At 61.0% G+C, this 18269-nt stretch carries 15 protein-coding genes; 3 read left to right on the top strand and 12 right to left on the bottom strand.

Annotated features, from left to right (window positions below; genetic code table 11):
• Window positions 1-86: 86 nt before the first annotated feature.
• Window positions 87-1619: an NAD(P)H-hydrate dehydratase gene (locus NKH19_RS15345; protein ID WP_352868334.1), complete on the bottom strand. Its 1533-nt coding sequence runs from the start codon at window positions 1617-1619 to the stop codon at window positions 87-89.
• A gap of 357 nt (window positions 1620-1976) precedes the next feature.
• Here NKH19_RS15345 and NKH19_RS15340 point away from each other — a divergent pair, with 357 nt between their 5' ends.
• Window positions 1977-2315 carry a P-II family nitrogen regulator gene (locus NKH19_RS15340; RefSeq protein ID WP_006205430.1) on the top strand — a complete coding sequence of 113 codons (339 nt, stop codon included), beginning with the start codon at window positions 1977-1979 and terminating at the stop codon, window positions 2313-2315.
• Window positions 2316-2378: 63 nt separating this feature from the next.
• The gene (gene glnA, locus NKH19_RS15335) at window positions 2379-3788 is read left to right on the top strand and encodes a type I glutamate--ammonia ligase (RefSeq protein WP_352868332.1); all 1410 of its coding nucleotides are present in this window, start codon (window positions 2379-2381) and stop codon (window positions 3786-3788) included.
• A 1061-nt stretch (window positions 3789-4849) separates the two neighbouring features.
• Here the strand turns inward: glnA and NKH19_RS15330 are convergent.
• Complete coding sequence (locus tag NKH19_RS15330) at window positions 4850-5890, bottom strand: glutamine synthetase beta-grasp domain-containing protein (protein WP_352868330.1); 1041 nt, start codon at window positions 5888-5890, stop codon at window positions 4850-4852.
• 315 nt (window positions 5891-6205) lie between these two features.
• Here NKH19_RS15330 and NKH19_RS15325 point away from each other — a divergent pair, with 315 nt between their 5' ends.
• Window positions 6206-6403 carry a DUF2735 domain-containing protein gene (locus NKH19_RS15325; protein ID WP_352868329.1) on the top strand — a complete coding sequence of 66 codons (198 nt, stop codon included), beginning with the start codon at window positions 6206-6208 and terminating at the stop codon, window positions 6401-6403.
• A gap of 66 nt (window positions 6404-6469) precedes the next feature.
• On the opposite strand, the gene NKH19_RS15320 is transcribed toward NKH19_RS15325, so the two are convergent.
• The 10 genes from NKH19_RS15320 to rplQ form a co-directional block, all read right to left on the bottom strand.
• Window positions 6470-8359 carry an MFS transporter gene (locus NKH19_RS15320; RefSeq protein WP_352868327.1) on the bottom strand — a complete coding sequence of 630 codons (1890 nt, stop codon included), beginning with the start codon at window positions 8357-8359 and terminating at the stop codon, window positions 6470-6472.
• 194 nt (window positions 8360-8553) lie between these two features.
• On the bottom strand, window positions 8554-9345 hold the full coding sequence (locus tag NKH19_RS15315) for an ATP12 family chaperone protein (protein ID WP_352868325.1): 792 nt from the start codon (window positions 9343-9345) through the stop codon (window positions 8554-8556).
• Window positions 9346-9356: 11 nt separating this feature from the next.
• Window positions 9357-10229, bottom strand: coding sequence for a DMT family transporter (locus tag NKH19_RS15310; RefSeq protein WP_352868556.1), 873 nt, complete (start codon window positions 10227-10229; stop codon window positions 9357-9359).
• Window positions 10230-10291: 62 nt separating this feature from the next.
• Window positions 10292-11272 (bottom strand): RluA family pseudouridine synthase, encoded by a 981-nt coding sequence (locus tag NKH19_RS15305; RefSeq protein WP_023757961.1) that lies wholly within the window; start codon window positions 11270-11272, stop codon window positions 10292-10294.
• Between the two features lie 61 nt (window positions 11273-11333).
• A complete protein-coding gene (gene crcB / locus NKH19_RS15300; RefSeq protein ID WP_352868323.1) occupies window positions 11334-11708 on the bottom strand; it encodes a fluoride efflux transporter CrcB in 375 nt (124 codons plus the stop codon).
• An 83-nt stretch (window positions 11709-11791) separates the two neighbouring features.
• Window positions 11792-13450: a hypothetical protein gene (locus NKH19_RS15295; RefSeq protein WP_352868321.1), complete on the bottom strand. Its 1659-nt coding sequence runs from the start codon at window positions 13448-13450 to the stop codon at window positions 11792-11794.
• Between the two features lie 174 nt (window positions 13451-13624).
• Window positions 13625-14455 carry an aspartyl/asparaginyl beta-hydroxylase domain-containing protein gene (locus tag NKH19_RS15290; protein ID WP_352868319.1) on the bottom strand — a complete coding sequence of 277 codons (831 nt, stop codon included), beginning with the start codon at window positions 14453-14455 and terminating at the stop codon, window positions 13625-13627.
• A 287-nt stretch (window positions 14456-14742) separates the two neighbouring features.
• Window positions 14743-16050 carry a replication-associated recombination protein A gene (locus tag NKH19_RS15285; protein ID WP_352868317.1) on the bottom strand — a complete coding sequence of 436 codons (1308 nt, stop codon included), beginning with the start codon at window positions 16048-16050 and terminating at the stop codon, window positions 14743-14745.
• 42 nt (window positions 16051-16092) lie between these two features.
• Window positions 16093-17580 (bottom strand): Do family serine endopeptidase, encoded by a 1488-nt coding sequence (locus NKH19_RS15280; RefSeq protein ID WP_352868314.1) that lies wholly within the window; start codon window positions 17578-17580, stop codon window positions 16093-16095.
• A 202-nt stretch (window positions 17581-17782) separates the two neighbouring features.
• Window positions 17783-18214 carry a 50S ribosomal protein L17 gene (rplQ, locus tag NKH19_RS15275; protein ID WP_027044984.1) on the bottom strand — a complete coding sequence of 144 codons (432 nt, stop codon included), beginning with the start codon at window positions 18212-18214 and terminating at the stop codon, window positions 17783-17785.
• Window positions 18215-18269 lie beyond the last annotated feature (55 nt).

Below are 18269 nucleotides of genomic sequence, written 5' to 3'. Positions count from 1 at the left end.
GCGCGCACCTGTTTTCAGCGTGGAATAATCGAGCGATGCGAATTCCGCGGCTTGGAATAGTTGGGTAATCGGATGATTGGCTTGCGCTACCGCGCGTCGAAGAGTTCGCGCAGCACCGGCACCAGCGCCAGCGGCAGATCCTCGGCGATCAGACCGGGTCCGAACCGGCTGCCGGCTTCGGCGTGCAGCCACACCGCCGCGCAGGTTCCCGCGAAGGGCGGCATGCCTTGTGCGAGCAGGCCGGCAATGATGCCCGACAACACGTCGCCCGACCCGGCTGTGGCCAGCCACGGCGCGCCGTTGGAATTGATCGCCGCCTTGCCATCGGGAGCAGCGATCACCGTGTCGGCGCCCTTGTAGACGATGACGGCATTGGCGCGCTCGGCTGCCGCGCGCGCCTTGGCCAGCTTCGGCAGGGTCTCATTCCCCGCGATATCAGGGAACAGTCGGCCGAATTCACCCTCATGCGGCGTTATCACCAACGCTGGAGCGTTCGGCTGACGGGCGGCTTCGAACAATGCCTCGGATTGGTGAGCCAGCGATGTGATGGCGTCGGCGTCCAGGACAATCGCATTTGCGTGGCTTGCGGTCGCCGACGCGCGCGCACCATCCTCCAAAGCCTTGATCAGTTGCAGGGCAAAATCGCCGACCTTGGGTTTGGGGCCGAGCCCCGGTCCGAACACCAGCGCTTCGGGATGGCGCGCCGTCAGGAATTCCTGCACCTCCTCGAGCGAACCCGCCTCTCGCAGCATGATCGAGGTCAGATGTGTCGCGTTCACCTGCATGGCATTGGGCGGCGACAGCACGGTGACCGCCCCTGCCCCGCTTCTCGCGGCGGCCATCGCCGACAGCCGCGCCGCGCCCGTCGCGCTGGGGCCGCCGGAAAAGACGCCGACATGGCCGCGCTTGTATTTGTGCGCGTCGACCGCCGGCGCGGGAAAATCCCGCAACCACAGGTCCGGCCCATTCTCGAAAGTCGAGACGGCGAGCTGGGCGATGATGCCGTCGCCGATGCCGATATCGGCGAGCACGATTTCACCGCATTGTCCGCGTCCCGGCAGCAGCAGGTGGCCAGGCTTTTTCCGTGCGAAGGTGACGGTGACCTCGGCGCGAAACGCCCGGCCCAATATTTCGCCGCTGGCACCCGAGACGCCCGACGGCAGGTCGACCGCGACCACCGGCAGGCGCAAGGCTGTCACGCTTTCGACAGCTTTCGCGGCATCGCCGGACAGCGGCTTGGACAGTCCGGCCCCATAGAGCGCGTCGACCACGATCGAGCCGGCCTCGGCATCAAATCCAGACAGCGGCCGCGGCTTGATCGGGCATTCCGAGGCCGCGAGCGCCGCATCGCTTTCCGGCCTCGGCGGTCCGGATGCCCAGATTGTGGTGCCGACGCCGCTGTCGGCCAGGATACGGGCGACGACGTAGCCATCACCGCCGTTATTGCCGGGTCCGCACAGCACATGGACGTGCATCGCCGAGGGATATCGCATGAGAACCTCGGCCGCGACCGCCTCGCCGGCTCGGCGCATCAGGCCGATACCGTCGACTGGACCGGCGGCAATCGTCAGCCGATCCGCCTCGCTCATTTCGGCGGGGACAAGAAGTTCGTTGCTCATGGATTGCCGATCCGCATTCGATCAAGCATTGTCCAATTTTCGATCCGAAGCAAACGGGGGAGTTGCCGAGATCAGGAGTCATATCGTAGGCATGAGGGCATCGCAGGCACAAGATTGCCTGAGGGATAGGCGATACGCCTAATCTTTGTGCGAACGCAGGTGCCGGCGCTGTGTAGGCTCCAACAGCCCATGCCGCTTCCGGTGCAGCGTATGACGTGAATTTGCATCCAGGTGCGGTGCGACTTTGAAATCGTATGAGAACGCTTCGAATCCGTCTAATTGGCATAGTTCGTGCTTGATGGAAGCGCAAGCGGGGGTTCACAACCCGTTTTTTTGGCAGTGGAGGCCACTTTTTACATGAAAAAGATCGAAGCGATCATCAAGCCATTCAAGCTGGACGAAGTGAAGGAAGCGCTTCAGGAGGCCGGACTGCAGGGCATTACTGTCACCGAGGCAAAGGGCTTCGGTCGTCAGAAGGGCCATACCGAGCTCTACCGCGGCGCCGAATATGTCGTCGATTTCCTGCCCAAGGTGAAAATCGAGGTCGTTCTTGGCGACGATGCGGTCGAAGGCGCGATCGAGGCCATCCGCAAGGCGGCGCAGACCGGCCGTATTGGCGACGGCAAAATCTTCGTTTCCAATATCGAGGAAGTCGTGCGAATCCGTACCGGCGAAACAGGCATGGACGCGGTCTGACCCGACCCCGCATTCTCCTAGAACGTCATCATAAAAAAACGTCATCACACAGGGATACATGACATGACGACAGCCAAAGACATCATGAAGCAGATCAAGGACAACGACGTGAAATTCGTCGACCTGCGCTTCACGGACCCGAAGGGCAAGCTGCAGCACGTGACGATGGATGTCATCGAGGTCGAGGAAGACATGTTCGCCGACGGCGTGATGTTCGACGGATCGTCGATTGCCGGTTGGAAGGCCATCAACGAGTCCGACATGGTGCTGATGCCTGATCCGGACACCGTCCACATGGACCCGTTCTTCGCCCAGTCGACCATGGTCATCCTGTGTGACATCCTCGATCCGGTTTCGGGTGAGTCCTACAATCGCGATCCGCGCGGTACGGCCAAGAAGGCCGAGGCCTACATGAAGTCGGAAGGCATCGGCGACACCGTCTTTGTCGGCCCGGAAGCCGAGTTCTTCGTCTTCGACGATGTGAAGTACAAGGCCGACCCCTACAACACCGGCTTCAAACTCGACTCAACCGAACTGCCGTCGAACGACGACACCGACTATGAGACCGGCAATCTCGGCCACCGTCCGCGCATCAAGGGCGGCTACTTTCCGGTACCGCCGATCGACAGTGCGCAGGACATGCGCTCGGAAATGCTGACCGTGCTCGCCGAGATGGGCGTGCGCGTCGAAAAGCACCACCATGAGGTGGCGGCTGCCCAGCACGAACTCGGCATCAAGTTCGACGCGCTGGTGCGCAACGCCGACAAGATGCTGATCTACAAATACGTCGTGCATCAGGTTGCCAATGCCTACGGCAAGACGGCGACCTTCATGCCGAAGCCGATCTTCGGCGACAACGGCTCGGGCATGCACGTCCACATGTCGATCTGGAAGAACGGCAAGCCGACCTTCGCCGGCAATGAATATGCCGGGCTGTCGGAAACCTGCCTGTTCTACATCGGCGGCATCATCAAGCACGCCAAGGCGATCAACGCCTTCACCAATCCGCTGACCAATTCCTACAAGCGTCTGGTTCCGGGTTATGAAGCGCCGGTGCTGCTCGCCTATTCGGCGCGCAACCGCTCGGCCTCCTGCCGCATCCCGTTCGGCTCGTCGCCGAAGGCCAAGCGGGTCGAGATCCGCTTCCCCGATCCGGGCGCGAACCCCTATCTCGGCTTCGCGGCGCTGCTGATGGCCGGCCTCGACGGCATCAAGAACAAGATCCACCCCGGCCAGCCGATGGACAAGGATCTCTACGATCTGCCGCCGAAGGAACTGAAAAAGATCCCGACCGTCTGCGGGTCGCTGCGTGAAGCGCTGCAGAGCCTCGACAAGGACCGCGGCTTCCTGAAGGCCGGCGGCGTGTTCGACGACGACCAGATCGACAGCTACATCGAGCTGAAGATGGCCGAAGTGATGCGCTTCGAAATGACCCCGCATCCGGTCGAGTACGACATGTACTACTCCGTCTGAGATCCAATCTCGGACTAAGATTCAATATGATATTCAAGCCCTTGAAAGATTTTCCTCTTTCAAGGGCTTTTTGCTGCGCTCCAATACGCCGTGCCTACTGATCGGCCCGCTCTCGCGCGCGCCGACTGGGCGGCGTATCCACGCTGACTTTTCGACGATCGCGCGTGCCCGGATTCATGAGCGCGGTCCATTGGCGCGCACGGCACGTCAATCCGGTGACGTTGGCCTCAGGCACAGTAAGGTCCGATGGATGACAAGAGGATCACTGTTCGATCGCGAACATGAAGCCAGGAGCGAGCGGCGCACTGTCTCAGGCTACAGTGACCGCTCGTCCGGCGCCCCCGCCAATGCCGCCGTTCAAGAAAACCCCGCCCGTCCGAACAGCATTGCGTGACGTAACTCCAAGGTCTGCGAATACGCATGCTGCACCGCGACCTGTCAACGCCACCAAGCGGACTGTGGTTAGCCGATTTCGCAACGTGAACAGATGCTTATGGAAGGATCTTTGCCACGGATAAGGGGCTGAAAAAGGCGATTTTTCGGGCTTTTCCGACAAATGATCACTGGAAACGCACACGGCCACGGCCGGGAATCCAGTAGGATTCTGACCGGCTGAATTGCCTGACTTTTTCTGGGTATATTCCGACGGGGATGCGATCTGCCGGCTAACGGGAAAAAGAACCCGGGCCCTTGGCCGGAGTTCTTGCGAGCGGGCTTGAGGGACCGTACATCGCCGCCACCACCATGATCAGCCCCGTTGCCATCGGGCTCAGACGGCGGAGGGCGACGTCCAAAGAGACTTGATCGCTCTCTATAAGGAAGCAGGCCTACAGGGTGATGGTTTGCTTGTAAGGGACCAACGAAAGCGCCGGCAACCCTGAGCAAGGCAATACTACCTGCGTCGATTGGAAATGGCGTCGACCGCTCCAAAGCTCAAACAGCGCGCCAAACTTGCATCACAGAAAAGACCCCGGCTTTCGCCGGGGTCTTGGGCAGATAGCTAGTTGGACGGACTTCAGACGGTCACGGCATAAACCCTTGGTCCGCGCCGTGACGAAGGCTTAAGCCGCGGCCGAAACCTGGGCGCTTTCCGAGACCGAAGCGATCGTCTTCAGGATCTGCGAGGCGATCTGGTAGGGGTCGCCCTGCGAGTTCGGACGGCGGTCTTCCAGATAGCCCTTGTAGTCGTTGTTGATGAAGGAATGCGGCACGCGGATCGAGGCGCCGCGATCGGCGATGCCATAGCTGAACCTGTTCCACGGCGCGGTCTCGTGCTTGCCGGTCAAACGCTTGTCGTTGTCCGGTCCGTAGACGGCGATGTGATCCATCAGGTTCTTGTCGAAAGCCGCCATGAGCGCCTCGAAATAAGCCTTGCCGCCGACTTCGCGCATATAGGCCGTCGAGAAGTTGGCGTGCATGCCCGAGCCATTCCAATCGGTGTCGCCGAGCGGCTTGCAGTGGTATTCGATGTCGATGCCGTATTTCTCGGTCAGGCGCTGCATCAAATAGCGTGCCATCCACATCTGGTCGGCGGCTTTCTTGGAGCCCTTGCCGAAAATCTGGAATTCCCACTGGCCCTTGGCCACTTCGGCGTTGATGCCTTCATGGTTGATGCCGGCGGCGAGGCAGAGGTCGAGATGTTCCTCGACGATCTGGCGCGCGACGGAGCCGACATTGGAATAACCGACGCCGGTGTAATACGGGCCCTGCGGTGCGGGATAGCCGCTCTCGGGGAAGCCGAGCGGGCGGCCATCCTTGTAGAAGAAATACTCCTGCTCGAAGCCGAACCAGGCGCCCTCGTCGTCGAGGATGGTGGCGCGCTTGTTGGAGGCATGCGGCGTCACGCCATCGGGCATCATGACTTCGCACATGACCAGCACGCCGTTGGTGCGGGCGGGATCGGGATAGACGGCGACCGGCTTCAGCACGCAATCGGAGCTGTGCCCCTCGGCCTGCTGGGTCGACGAACCGTCGAAGCCCCACAGCGGCAGCTGCTCGAGCGTCGGGAATTCGGCGAATTCCTTGATCTGCGTCTTGCCGCGAAGGTTGGGGACCGGAGTGTATCCATCGAGCCAAATGTACTCGAGCTTGTATTTCGTCATTCTAGCCTCTCGTTGCTTGATCACCGAACCTGGATGACGCCGGCGCGCCGAGCCATCCAGCAGCCCAGCTGCCAAGTCGATAAAATGCAATTCGTGTGCCATTTCCGCTGCGCCGGGTGCGTCAAAAATGCCCGTTCATCCCGGCGATGCAGCCGAGCCGCCTAAGCAATGCGCCACGATCGACCAGAAGCAGAATCTGCTTAAATAGCATGCAAATACTGATCTTTCTTTAGGCATCTTGCCTAAATGGTTCGCAGGACTTACTTTCATGAAAAGATGAATCGGCAAGGGTCCGCAGAAGAAAGGAGACAGCCCATGGAGATCACCTCAGCCCGTCCGTCGGCAAAAATCCTGATGTTCCCGATGGCAGCGCGCATGGCTGCCTCAAATTTAGGCGTGAAGGCTAAGTTCGCGGCAGAGCTTGCCTCTTTGCGCGATCATCCGCTTGATCATGGCGAGGCCTGGTACCACGAGGCTGCCATCGCGGAAGCCGAACCGCCTCGCAAAAGCTAGTCCTACAACAAGAAAAACCCGGCGCGATTGCTCGCGCCGGGTTTTCCTTTGGGCGCTTGAATTCGCCTACTCCTTGGAGTGCAGATTGGTGCCGAGCGTATCCTTCACGAAGATCATGCCGATGACCAGCGACATCGCCGCGATCACCACCGGATACCAGAGGCCATAATATATGTCGCCCTTGTAGGCACTCAGGGCAAACACCGTTGCCGGCAGCAGGCCTCCGAACCAGCCATTGCCGATGTGGTAGGGCAGCGACATGCCGGTGTAGCGAATGCGGGTCGGGAACATCTCGACCAAGATCGCCGCGATCGGCCCGTAGACCATGGTCACGAACAGGACCAGGATGAACAGGATAGCGATGGTCATTGGCCAGTTGACGGCCGCCGGGTCGGCAAACATAGCGAACGCGCCGCCAGCCGGGATATTGTAGACGGTGACTTCGGGCGCACCCGCTGCTTCATCGGTGGTCAGCAGCTTGTCCTTCACCGCCTGGTCGATCGGCACAGTAGCCTTTTCACCGGCGCGGATCGCGGCAGCGTCCAGCTTCAGTTCCGGGTTGGCGGCGACAAACGCGTCGAGCTTCTGGTCCGCAACCTTGATCGCCGCACGCTTCAGCGGATAGCCTCCGTCTTTCAGAGCCATGTTGACGGCTTTCACGAAGGCTGCGTCCTTGGCCTTGGCCTGATCGCCAGCGGCGACGGCGTCATAGGAAGCCACCGTCTCGTTGCCGATCTTGACTGATGCGGCTGTTCCGGCCGCAGCCGTCGACACCACGTCATAAGGAACCGAGTTCTTGGTCAGGAACGACGTTGCGATGTCACAGGACGTCGTGAACTTCGCCGTGCCGACCGGATTGAACTGGAACCTGCAGTCGCCGGGTGCAGCCGTCACCGTGGCGCGGGTGTTCTGCTGCGCCGTCGCAAGCGCCGGATTTGCAGCCCAGGTCAGCGCCTTGAACAGCGGGAAGGTGCAGACAATCGCCAGAGCAAGACCCGCCATGATGATCGGCTTGCGGCCGATCTTGTCGGAGAGCCAGCCGAAGACGACGAAGAAGATCGATCCGATCGCCAGTGCGATGGCGATCATGATGTTTACCGACTGCGCGTCGACCTTGAGCACGTTGGTCAGGAAGAACAGTGCGTAGAACTGGCCGTTGTACCAGACCACGGCTTGGCCGGCGGTGAGGCCGAGCAGCGCCAGCAGGGCAATCCTGGCATTCTTCCATTGGCCGAAGGCTTCCGTTAGCGGCGCCTTGGAGCCCTTGCCCTCATCCTTCATGCGCTGGAAGGTCGGCGATTCGGAGAGCGAAAGCCGGATCCAGATCGAGACGCCGAGCAGCAGGAAGGAGACGATGAACGGAATACGCCAGCCCCAGGCAGCATAGCTTTCCTTGCTCAGTGAAGCCTGTACGATCAGGATCACAATCAGCGACAGGAACAGGCCGAGCGTCGCCGTCGTCTGGATCCATGAGGTGTAGTAGCCCCGCCGGTTGTCCGGGGCGTGCTCGGCGACGTAAGTGGCCGCGCCGCCATATTCGCCACCCAGCGCCAGGCCCTGCAGCATGCGCAGGATGATCAGGATCACGGGGGCGGCGATGCCTAAGGTCGCATAACCAGGCAGCAGACCGACCAGGAAGGTCGACAGGCCCATGATCGTCATGGTGACAAGGAACGTATATTTGCGGCCGACGAGGTCACCGATGCGGCCGAACAGCAGTGCACCGAACGGGCGCACCAGAAACCCGGCGGCGAAAGCCAGCAGCGCGAAGATATTGCGCGTCGCTTCCGGAATGGTCGGACTGAAAAACGTCGAGCCGATGAACACCGCGAGCGAGCCGTAGAGATAGAAATCGTACCATTCGAAAACGGTGCCGAGCGAGGAAGCGAAGATGACCTTCTTCTCTTCCCGTGTCATGCCGCGGCTCGTTCTGCCGGCGGTCGATGCGATTGCCATTGTGTTTTCCTCCCGTGAGACCCGTTGTCCTCGAAGCTGCGCGTCAACATCCGTGTTCTCCTCCGAACGCGGACTCAGGGCAGCCATCAACGGGAAAAATGACAGAAAGTGCTGCCCAAAGGCAGCGCGTCTTTGGGATTATGACTTTGGTATTAGGTGCGTTGCGGGATGAAGCAGAGCGAGCGGCGGAGCCGTCATCCCTTGAGCGCCTCGAGCAAGCCGGCGGCAGCCATCATGTCGCGCTTGCGGGCCGAGCGGCGCGCGACGGCCTCCGCATCCTGCCCCCAATGCTCGATCTGCCAGTCCTCGTCGACATGCCCGGCAGCCCAGGCACCCTCTGCGTCGAGCGCGCCGAAATCGACAGCCAGCGCCAGCAGCGCCGAGCCGGTCAGCGAGGTCATCACATGGATGGCTGCGAGCCGCAGCGGTTCGGCCCGTTGGGCAAGATGGCTGCCCAGCACGGCGATGGTTTCGCGCGGCTGCTCGACGTGGATGATGCCCTCGGCGAGATTGAAGCGAGCCCCGAGCGTCCCCCTCGCCCAATCGAGGACCGGATCCCAATGTTCGTTCTGCCGCTCCACCAGCCCTTGCGGCACGTCGGCACGGTAGCAGAGCAGATCGGACGAGGCAAAGCGCAGAATGTCTTCCAGCACCGCCTGCGGATCGCTGGCGACGCCATCGATGGCGGTGTTCACAAGCCGCATAACCGGCATTGTCACCGGATCGATGGTCTCGCCCTGGGCGGCGAACTCATCGGCGACGAGCGCTGCCGCCGCCTCGGTCGGCAGCACCAGCAGCGCCTTACCCGGCGTGCGCACCGGCTTGCCGTCGAGATGCACGGCAAAGCCGTTCTCCACCGGCGCGACCGAGACGGTCTTGTAGAAGCGCTTAGGCAGATGCGTCTTCATCTGGATCTGGGCGCGACGCACCGGATCGGGATCGGAAAGATATTTGCCCGCTTCGAGGTCGTTGAGGATATCACGCATAAAAGTCTCTCTCACACCGGCGTCAGCTTGCGCACCGGTCGGTTGACGATGATCAGGCCGGCGGCAATCAGGCCAAGTGCCAGGAAAATGCGCATGGTCAGCGGCTCATTCAAGAACATGGCACCGCACAAAACGCCGAAAACCGGCGACAGGAAGGTGAAACTGGACAGGCCTGACGCCGGATAGCGCCGCAGCAGCCAGAACCACAACACATAGGTGAAGGCGACGATGTAAACCGCCTGGAAAAACAAAGCCAAAGTCGGCAGCGCGGTCGGGTCGCGAACGGGCGGACCGGCCAGAGGCAGCACCAATATGCCAACGATTGCAGCACCGGCGAGTTGATAAAGCAAAAGCTTTTCGGCGCTCGCCTCGACCAGTTTCGACCGCTTGATGAGGATGTTGGTCAAGGCCCAGAAAAACCCGGAGCCGAGGCTCAGGAGATCGCCGAACAGCATGTCCCCGTCACCGCCAAGCTTGTCGGAAAACACGGCGGCAAGGCCGGCAAAGGCCAGCAGCAGACCGAGGAATTTCCTCAACGTGATCTGCTCGCCGAGCAGGAAGTGGCCGCCGAGCAGCATCCAGAACGGCATCGTGTTGACCAGCAGCGTGTTGCGGGCGACGGTGGTGTGCTCCAGACCTACATAAAGGCAAAGGAACTCGATGCCGAAAAGCGCGCCGACGGCGATGCCGGCGAGCAATGTCCCGTCGCGCGTGAACAGCGCTATGCCGCGCCACCGACACCAGGCGAAGACACACAAACCGCCGATGATCGAACGCGCGATCGACAGGAAGACGGGGTCGTAGCCGGCATAGGAGATCTTGGCAGCGACGTAGTTCAGCCCCCAGGAAAAAGTCAGGCCGACCATGATGGCGGCGGCGGCCATGTCGACCGTATCGCGGCGATCAAGCTTATCGGTGGCGAGCGCGTCGGTGGCGCCGCTCACGATCAGTCCTCCGCGCTGGCGTCGTCGAAGCCGATCAGGTTCCAGCTCTGGCGCATATGCGGCGGCATCGGCGCGGTGACATCGATGACGCCCTTGTCCGGATGCGGAATGATAATGCGGCGCGCATGCAGATGCAGGCGGTTTTGAATGCCGCCGGGAAAATCCCAGTTGGTGTCGGCCTCGAAATATTTCGGATCGCCAAGGATCGGGCAGCCGATGTAGGCGGCATGAACGCGAAGCTGGTGGGTGCGGCCGGTATAAGGCTCCATCTCCAGCCAGGTCATCGTCTGTGCCGCCTGCTCGATGATGCGGTAGTAGGACACGGCGTGGTCGGCGCCCTTTTCGCCGTGCGCGGCGACACGGACGCGGTCGCCGTCCGGCGTCGGCTCCTTGATCAGCCAGGTCGAGATCTTGTCCTCGCGCTTCGGTGGCACGCCCTTGACCAGCGCCCAGTAGGTCTTCTTGGTCTCGCGGGCGCGAAACGCTTCAGCGAGCTTCATGGCGGCAAGGCGGGTGCGGGCTACGACCAGCACGCCCGATGTATCGCGGTCCAGCCGGTGCACCAGGCGCGGCTTCTCGCCCTTCTGGTTGCGCCAGGCCTCCAGCATGTCGTCGACATTGCGGGTGACGCCGGAGCCACCCTGCACGGCAAGGCCCGCCGGCTTGTTGAAGACGAAAACCTTGGGGTCCTCATGGATCAGCATCTTTGCGAGAACATCGGCATCGCCCTGGTTGCGGATCGAGTGGCCGGTCAGCGCGCTCTCGCCCTTCTTGTCCACCTCGAGCGGCGGGACACGCACCATCTGGCCGGGCTCGACGCGAGTGTCGGCCTTGACCCGTCCGCCATCGACACGGATCTGGCCGGAGCGCAGAAGCTTCTGCAGATGGCCGAAACCAAGGCCCGGGAAATGGGTCTTGAACCAGCGATCGAGCCGCATGCCCGCCTCGCCGGCCTCCACCGTGATCTGTTCAACGCCTGCCATATTCTTTTCGCTTATCCGTTTTCCGGCAGGGCTCGGCCCTGCTCTCGGCGCGGCAATAGCATTATGAAACGGTTCTTGCGAGCCAAAGTCCCAGAAACAGGGCGATAATGGCGCCAATGACGCTGGCAAGCGCATATCCGAACGCCGGCAGCGTGACTCCCCGCTCCCACAGCGTCGCGAAATCGAGCGAAAAGGCGGAGAAAGTGGTGAAGCCGCCGAGGATGCCGGTGGCAACGAACAACCTAAGTTCGTTCGATCCGCCGCGACGCGCCAGGATGGCGATGAACAGGCCCATGGCGAAGGAGCCGACGATGTTGATGACGATCGTGCCCCAGGGATAGTTGGGGCCGACAAGGCGCAGCGCGCCCATGCTGGTGAGATGACGAATGCCGGCGCCGATGCCGCCACCGACCACGACGAGAAGCAGATTGAACATGACCGCTTACTGCCCCCCCCGGGGCGGCCTGGTCAATCCCTTGTGTTTGTTGTGGGCGGAACCGCACAGACCAGTCGAACTGGTCACCACTCAGGTGTTGTCCAGCCTGGATATTTCTTCCTGAACTCGGCGTAGAGGGCATCTATTTCCGTTGTGCTGACCGGGCGCACCTGTTCGTAGAGATAGCCCTTGACGTCGCCGGACAACTGATATGCCGCGATGCGCCTATATGCGGCGCCGATGCCTTTGCCCTCGACAATATATTGGTCCGGTATCGTGACACAAATCTGTGCACCCGATTGCAAATGAGTGACGGGCGGGTCGGTTACGACAACATATCTGGATTTCAACGTTCCCGGCCTGAATTGATCGCGACTATCAACCTGACAAGCCCACTCGATGCGGGGGTAGAGGTCTTTATCCATTTCATACAACAGCGAGTCGCTCATGACCGAGCTGGAGGCAAATACCGAAAAACGGTCCTCGGGTTCCATTTTTTCAAGAAGGTCATCAACAAGGCGTCTGTATTCAGGAAGATTGTCGAGGTGAAGAGGGAGCGTGGCTTCCCTGGCAAAAACGTAGCTGATCGGCGACAGCAACTGCCGGCCAAGCGGAAAAAAGGTACCAAAAAACGCCAACCCAGCGGCAATGGCTATCGCGATGGCTGACCATCGCGATCTCAGCGCCGGCGTCGAAACGATCGCAACGATTGCCTGGGCATATGCAGGGAAGAGCCAGAGAAACATTGGCATTGAATGATGGCGGTCCGGATCCTGCATCCGGGTAAAGAGAAAAAAGGTGAGTGCCGAAGCGACGGCACAGAACAAGGGAAATCCGTTTCGGCGTACAACAGAGATATAAAGGCCCAGTACGATCAACAGCCAGTTCACATAGCTGAGCCGGGACCCTACCTCGTCAATCTGCGAAACGAAGTTCGTCTTGTACCCGCTGTAAAGATCGCCGTAGCTGGTTCCCAGAATCTTGAGGATCAGAAGTTGCTGGAAGGCCAATGCGGCTCCGGCAACAACGAGAACCGCACACAAGCCCCCTATGACGGCATTCCTGAGTGCCGGAAAATTCCGGTCTTTTGCGACCTGCAACAAGCAGAAGAAGGCAGCGGAAATTCCGAGCCCTATAACCGAATAGGCATACCAGCGGCGTAGCACGAACGCCAACCACAGGCAGATGCCAACGCGTATTCCGCTGGTCACCGGTTCATGGGTCAGGAACTTCGATTTCCAAAGAAAATAGGTTGCCGCAGAAAGCGCGAGGCAGCCGGCAATGTCAGGCAACCCACGAAACGTCGCCGCCCAAAACGGCGTGTAGAGAAAGGCCGCAATCCAGACAGTGAGCCAGCTTCGCGATGAAGAGGTCTCGGTGGCCGCCTCCAGATAGCTCATTTTGCCTATGAAAAGAGCGGTCGGAACCAAGTAAGCCGCGACTATCCCGGCGATGTATGAAAGCCTCGAACCGCCGAAAACCATGTGAAACGGCATCAGCGGCACCAAAATTGCCGCGCTGTAATCATCCGTTGCGATTGAGGTCCGCAATTGGCTGAGCCACTGGAGAGGGCTGTCGGCCAAGAGCGCGCCCTGCCGATTAAACGTGTCGAAATAGGCAGTGAAGTCCCAATAATAGACAGGCTCTTCAAGACTTACATAAATGGCTGCAAGGGCAATTCCCAGCAGAACGGTGCATAGATACGTTCTTGCCAAAACTCCGAGAGAGCTGTTCTTCGTCACTTGAGGCCGCCAGGAGGAGAAGAGGGAGAACTGTCGAAGCCAAAGGCCCGGGACTATCGTTTACGCAGCCAAGAGCCGTTCCGGCGCATCAGTGGCCCGCAAGATGGCCAGGTCTCACACATGCAGGGCGATCCGATGCTGCCGACAGAGCCGGCAGCATCGATGATCTCAAGCTCAGGTCGTCTCGGTCTTCTTCGGCTTGGTCGAACCGATCATCTTCCAGTTCTTGTAGAACATGGAATTGATGCGCTCGACGCTCACCGAGACGATGGCGAGCATGGCCGCGATCAGGCCGGGAACCGGGGATGGACGGATGATGTCCATGAACACGCAGTAGCGGCGGCCGTCATACTCGTTGACCGAGCGATGCAGCAGCGTGTCGTCGAAGATGAACAGCGGATTGTCGTACCAGTAGTTCTTGACGTTGCCGCACTCGATGAAAATCTCGGATTCCACCGGAATCAGATTGTAAAGGATGCGCAGGCTGAGCCGCAGCGGGCCGAAGTGCCAGGAGGTCGACTCGCGCTTGCTGAAGACGGAAACGGCGATGGTCTTGATGTATTTGAAATCCTTGTTGAACTCGGCGACGTTGTCGATCTTGTGCTTGCCGTACCACTGATAAACATACATGCCGCGCCGGCCGGCGCCGAAATTGGCGTCGATATCGGCGATGATCTCGTCCTTGCGTGCCTTGAAAATGTCCAGGACCTCATTGACCTCGCGCTGATAGTCGGCGGGAAACTGCTCCAGCTTCCAGACGCCTGGATTTCTGTAGCACAGCAGGTCCACCAGCAGATTGAACGGCGAAAGCAGCCAGGTGAACAAGCCGTTGCCGAGGAAGTAGCCGCTGAAAAGCGACAGATCCTTGCGATCGTTACGCAGCACGTCGATCAGGCCGCAAACGATGAAGATCGTCGTCAGGATGGGAATGAAATAGAAGCCAAGGGCGAGAAGCGGGATGGCAATTGCGAATTTGCGTAGGGATTTGCGAAGGGTTTTTGTCATTTTTCCACGCGCGACGCGCGATCCTGTTGCGAATGAGGTGCCCAAATCACGGCAACGACCACCGCCCGGTCGTGCGCCTTGATAAGGTTTTTTGGGTTACCACACAACGGCCCCTGCTATCGCGGCCGGCTGGCTGCCTTGTGAAGCCTGCCACTATCGGTCAACGCACCGCCGGCAGGCCAAGCTCGTCCCATTTTTCCCCGGGGACCAGATCGCCAACCAGGAATTCGAAGCCGACGGCGAAACCTCGTTTCGACGCGTGACGACGACCGGTTCACGCAAGCCAGCTATTCCCGTTCTTTGCGCAGCTTCGCCCAATAATCGAGCCGCTTCCTGATGTCGCGCTCGAAGCCGCGCTCGGGCGGATCATAAAAGGTCTGGCGGCCCATCTTCTCCGGAAAATAGTCCTGGCCCGAAAAGGCATCCGGCTCGTCATGATCATACCGGTAGCCGGCGCCGTAGTCCTCCGCTTTCATCAGCTTCGTCGGTGCGTTGAGGATGTGCTTGGGCGGCAGCAGCGAGCCGTGTTCCTTCGCGGCTCGCGTGGCTGCCTTGAACGCGTTGTAGACGGCGTTTGATTTGGGCGCGGTTGCGAGATAGACGGTGGCCTCGGCAAAAGCCAGTTCGCCCTCGGGCGAGCCTAGATAATCGTAGGCATCCTTGGCGGCGTTGGCGACGACCAGCGCCTGCGGATCGGCAAGCCCGATATCCTCCATCGCCATGCGCACCAGCCGGCGGCCAAGATAGAGCGGATCCTCGCCGGCATCGAACATGCGCGCAAGATAATAGAGAGCCGCGTCGGGGTCGGAGCCACGCACCGATTTGTGCAGCGCCGAGATCAGATTGTAATGGCCGTCCTGCCCTTTGTCGTAGATCGGCGCGCGGCGCTGGACGATGCGCTGCAGTCCTTCGGGATCGAAGACCTCGCCGGGCTTTGCCGCCCGCCAGACCTCTTCGGCAAGCGTCAGCGACGCGCGGCCGTCGCCATCGCTCATGCGGATGAGCATCGTTCGTGCCTCGTCGTCGAGCGGCAGCGCCCTGCCCTCGGCCTCCTCGGCCCGCGCTATCAGCTTGGCGATGCTCTCCTCGCCCAACGAATGGAAGACCAGGACGCGCGCGCGCGACAGCAGAGCGGCATTCAACTCGAAGGACGGATTCTCGGTCGTGGCGCCGACCAGCACGACGGTCCCGTCCTCCATGACAGGGAGAAAACTGTCCTGCTGGGCGCGGTTGAAGCGATGGATCTCGTCGACGAACAGCAAGGTCTGGCGGCCGTTCGTACGGCGCAGCTTGGCCGCTTCAAACACTTTTTTCAGATCGGCGACGCCGGAAAACACCGCCGATATCTGCTCGAAGGCGAGACTGGTTTCGCCGGCCAGCAACCGCGCCACCGTGGTCTTGCCGGTGCCGGGCGGCCCCCAGAAGATCATCGAGCCGAGCGAGCCGGAACCGATCAGCCTGGTCAGCGCGCCGTCAGGGCCGGTCAGATGTTCCTGGCCGACGACCTCGCCAAGGTTTCTCGGCCGCAGCCTGTCGGCCAGCGGCCGCCCGGGCGACGCTTTTTCCGGTTCATCGACGCTGAACAGATCGGCCATGCATTTCTTTTTGGTTGGAGCATGAGCCCAAAGGGACCTGCTCTAATAACGCAACACTTGACGCAGTATCTGCCCGCCGCGCTCGACGGTAAAGCGCCACCAGCGTGTATCCGTCTTGGCCGCCAGTTCCAGGGTCGCCGCGGTATCGATGATGGTGCCGTTCACCTCGCGCACGATGTCGCCCGGCTGGAAGCCGAAATCGGCGGCCGGCGAGTCGCGGTTGATGTCGACCACGGTCACGCCCTTGATGTCCGTGCGCAGGCCAAGCCGCTGAGCGAGCCGGGGCGACAGTTCCGCGACCTTTGCGCCCGAGAAGGGGCTGCGGCCATGCAACGTCAGTTCAGCAGCCTTCATGCCTTCTGGAGCGCGCTCCAGCGCGATGTCCATCGCCGCCTGCTGGCCTTTGGTCAGAACCGCGAAATTTGCAGTGGTGCCGATCGACAGCGTCGCCATCCGGTAGTCCAGCGCCTCGATGCTCTCGACCGGCTTGCCGTTGAGCTGCAGCACGACGTCGCCGGGTTTGAGCCCAGCCTTGGCGGCCGGTCCGGTCGCTTCGACCGACGAGACCAGTGCACCGGTCGGCTTCTCCATGCCGAGCGATTCGGCAATCTGCGGCGTCACCGCTTCGAACTCGGCGCCGATATAGGGCCGCTCGAAGAAGTCGAGCCCGGCCTTGGCGGCGTCGGCAAAGGCGCGAACCATGTTCGAGGGAATGGCGAAGCCGATGCCGATCGAACCACCGCCGCGGCTGTAGATGGCCGTGTTGATGCCGACCAGCTGGCCGCCCATGTTGATCAGCGCGCCGCCGGAATTGCCGGGGTTGATGGCAGCGTCGGTCTGGATGAAGAAGCTGGAATCCGACACGCCGATATGGCTGCGGGCAAGTGCCGAGACGATGCCGCTGGTCGTGGTCTGGCCGACGCCGAAGGGGTTGCCGATGGCCAGCAGCAGATCGCCGACCTCAAGCGCGTCGGAATCGCCGATGGCAATCACCGGAAACGGCTTGTCCGAGGAGATCTTAAGCACGGCAAGATCGAACGTCTCGTCCTTGAGCAGCACCTTGCTGTCGAATTCACGCCCGTCCGCGGTCGCCACCTTGACCTGATCGGCATCCTTGATGACGTGGTAATTGGTGACCACGACGCCGGTCGGGTCGACCAGCACGCCGGACCCGAGCGACGACTGAGCGCGCGGCTGCGAGCGGCCGAAGAATTCCTCGAAGAACGGATCTCCGTCGAAGGGCGACGTCACCTTGGCGGTCTGCGAGGCATAGACATTGACCACGGCCGGCGCCGTCTGCTTGACCAGCGGCGCAAACGAGAGCTGCACCTCCTCACGACCGAACGGAACGCGTTTGTCGGGACCGGACGTCGCGTTCTCGCCTTCAACGCCATGCAGCAGGTCCGTCAGCACGTCCGACAGGCCGGGATCGGTCTTTGTCTCCTCGGCCAATGCCTGCCTGGCCACCGGTGCGGCCGCAAACGCCATCATGGCGAAGAGCAGAACAAGGGGCAGTCGGTTGGCGCGCATTCACGAATCCTCCAGGGCGAGTTCGGGGGCATTGTCCCGACGATTGTGCGAAATGAAAGGCTAAGCTGCTGAAATCCGATTATTTTGAGGCCAAAGACCCTCGTTTCGCGCCAGGAGATCGGCTCTGATCTCCATCCATCGCTTTCAGAAAACCAAAAAGGGGCCCGCGGGCCCCTTTGAATTCAATACGGAAAACCGAGCCTTATGCGGCCGCGGCGTCCGCTTCGGTACCTTCGGCCTCGATACGGGCGCGGTCGCCGGCGCCCTTGGCCGAGGTATCGCGATCGACGAATTCGATGACCGCCATGGCAGCGTTATCACCGTGGCGGAAGCCCGCCTTCATGATGCGCAGGTAGCCGCCGTTGCGGGTGGCGTAGCGCGGGGCGATGGTGTCGAACAGGCGCTTGACGACGCCTTCATTGCCGATCTGCGCGATCACCTGGCGGCGGGCGTGCAGGTCGCCGCGCTTGCCGAGCGTCACCAGCTTCTCGACGATCGGACGCAAATCCTTCGCCTTCGGCAGGGTGGTGACGATCTGCTCGTGCTCGAGCAGCGACACGGCGAGGTTGGCGAACATCGACTTGCGATGGCTAATGCTTCGGGCGAAGCGGCGGCCTTTGAAACCGTGGCGCATGGCTCTTTTCCTTCTTCAGTTGCTCAAGAGGCCGCAGCCTCTGATGGTTTTCCGC

Source organism: Mesorhizobium sp. M1338, from assembly GCF_040318045.1.
Taxonomy (GTDB): Bacteria; Pseudomonadota; Alphaproteobacteria; order Rhizobiales; family Rhizobiaceae; genus Mesorhizobium.
Note: the sequence above shows the minus strand (reverse complement) of the source record. Positions and strands in the feature narration are given on the sequence as shown.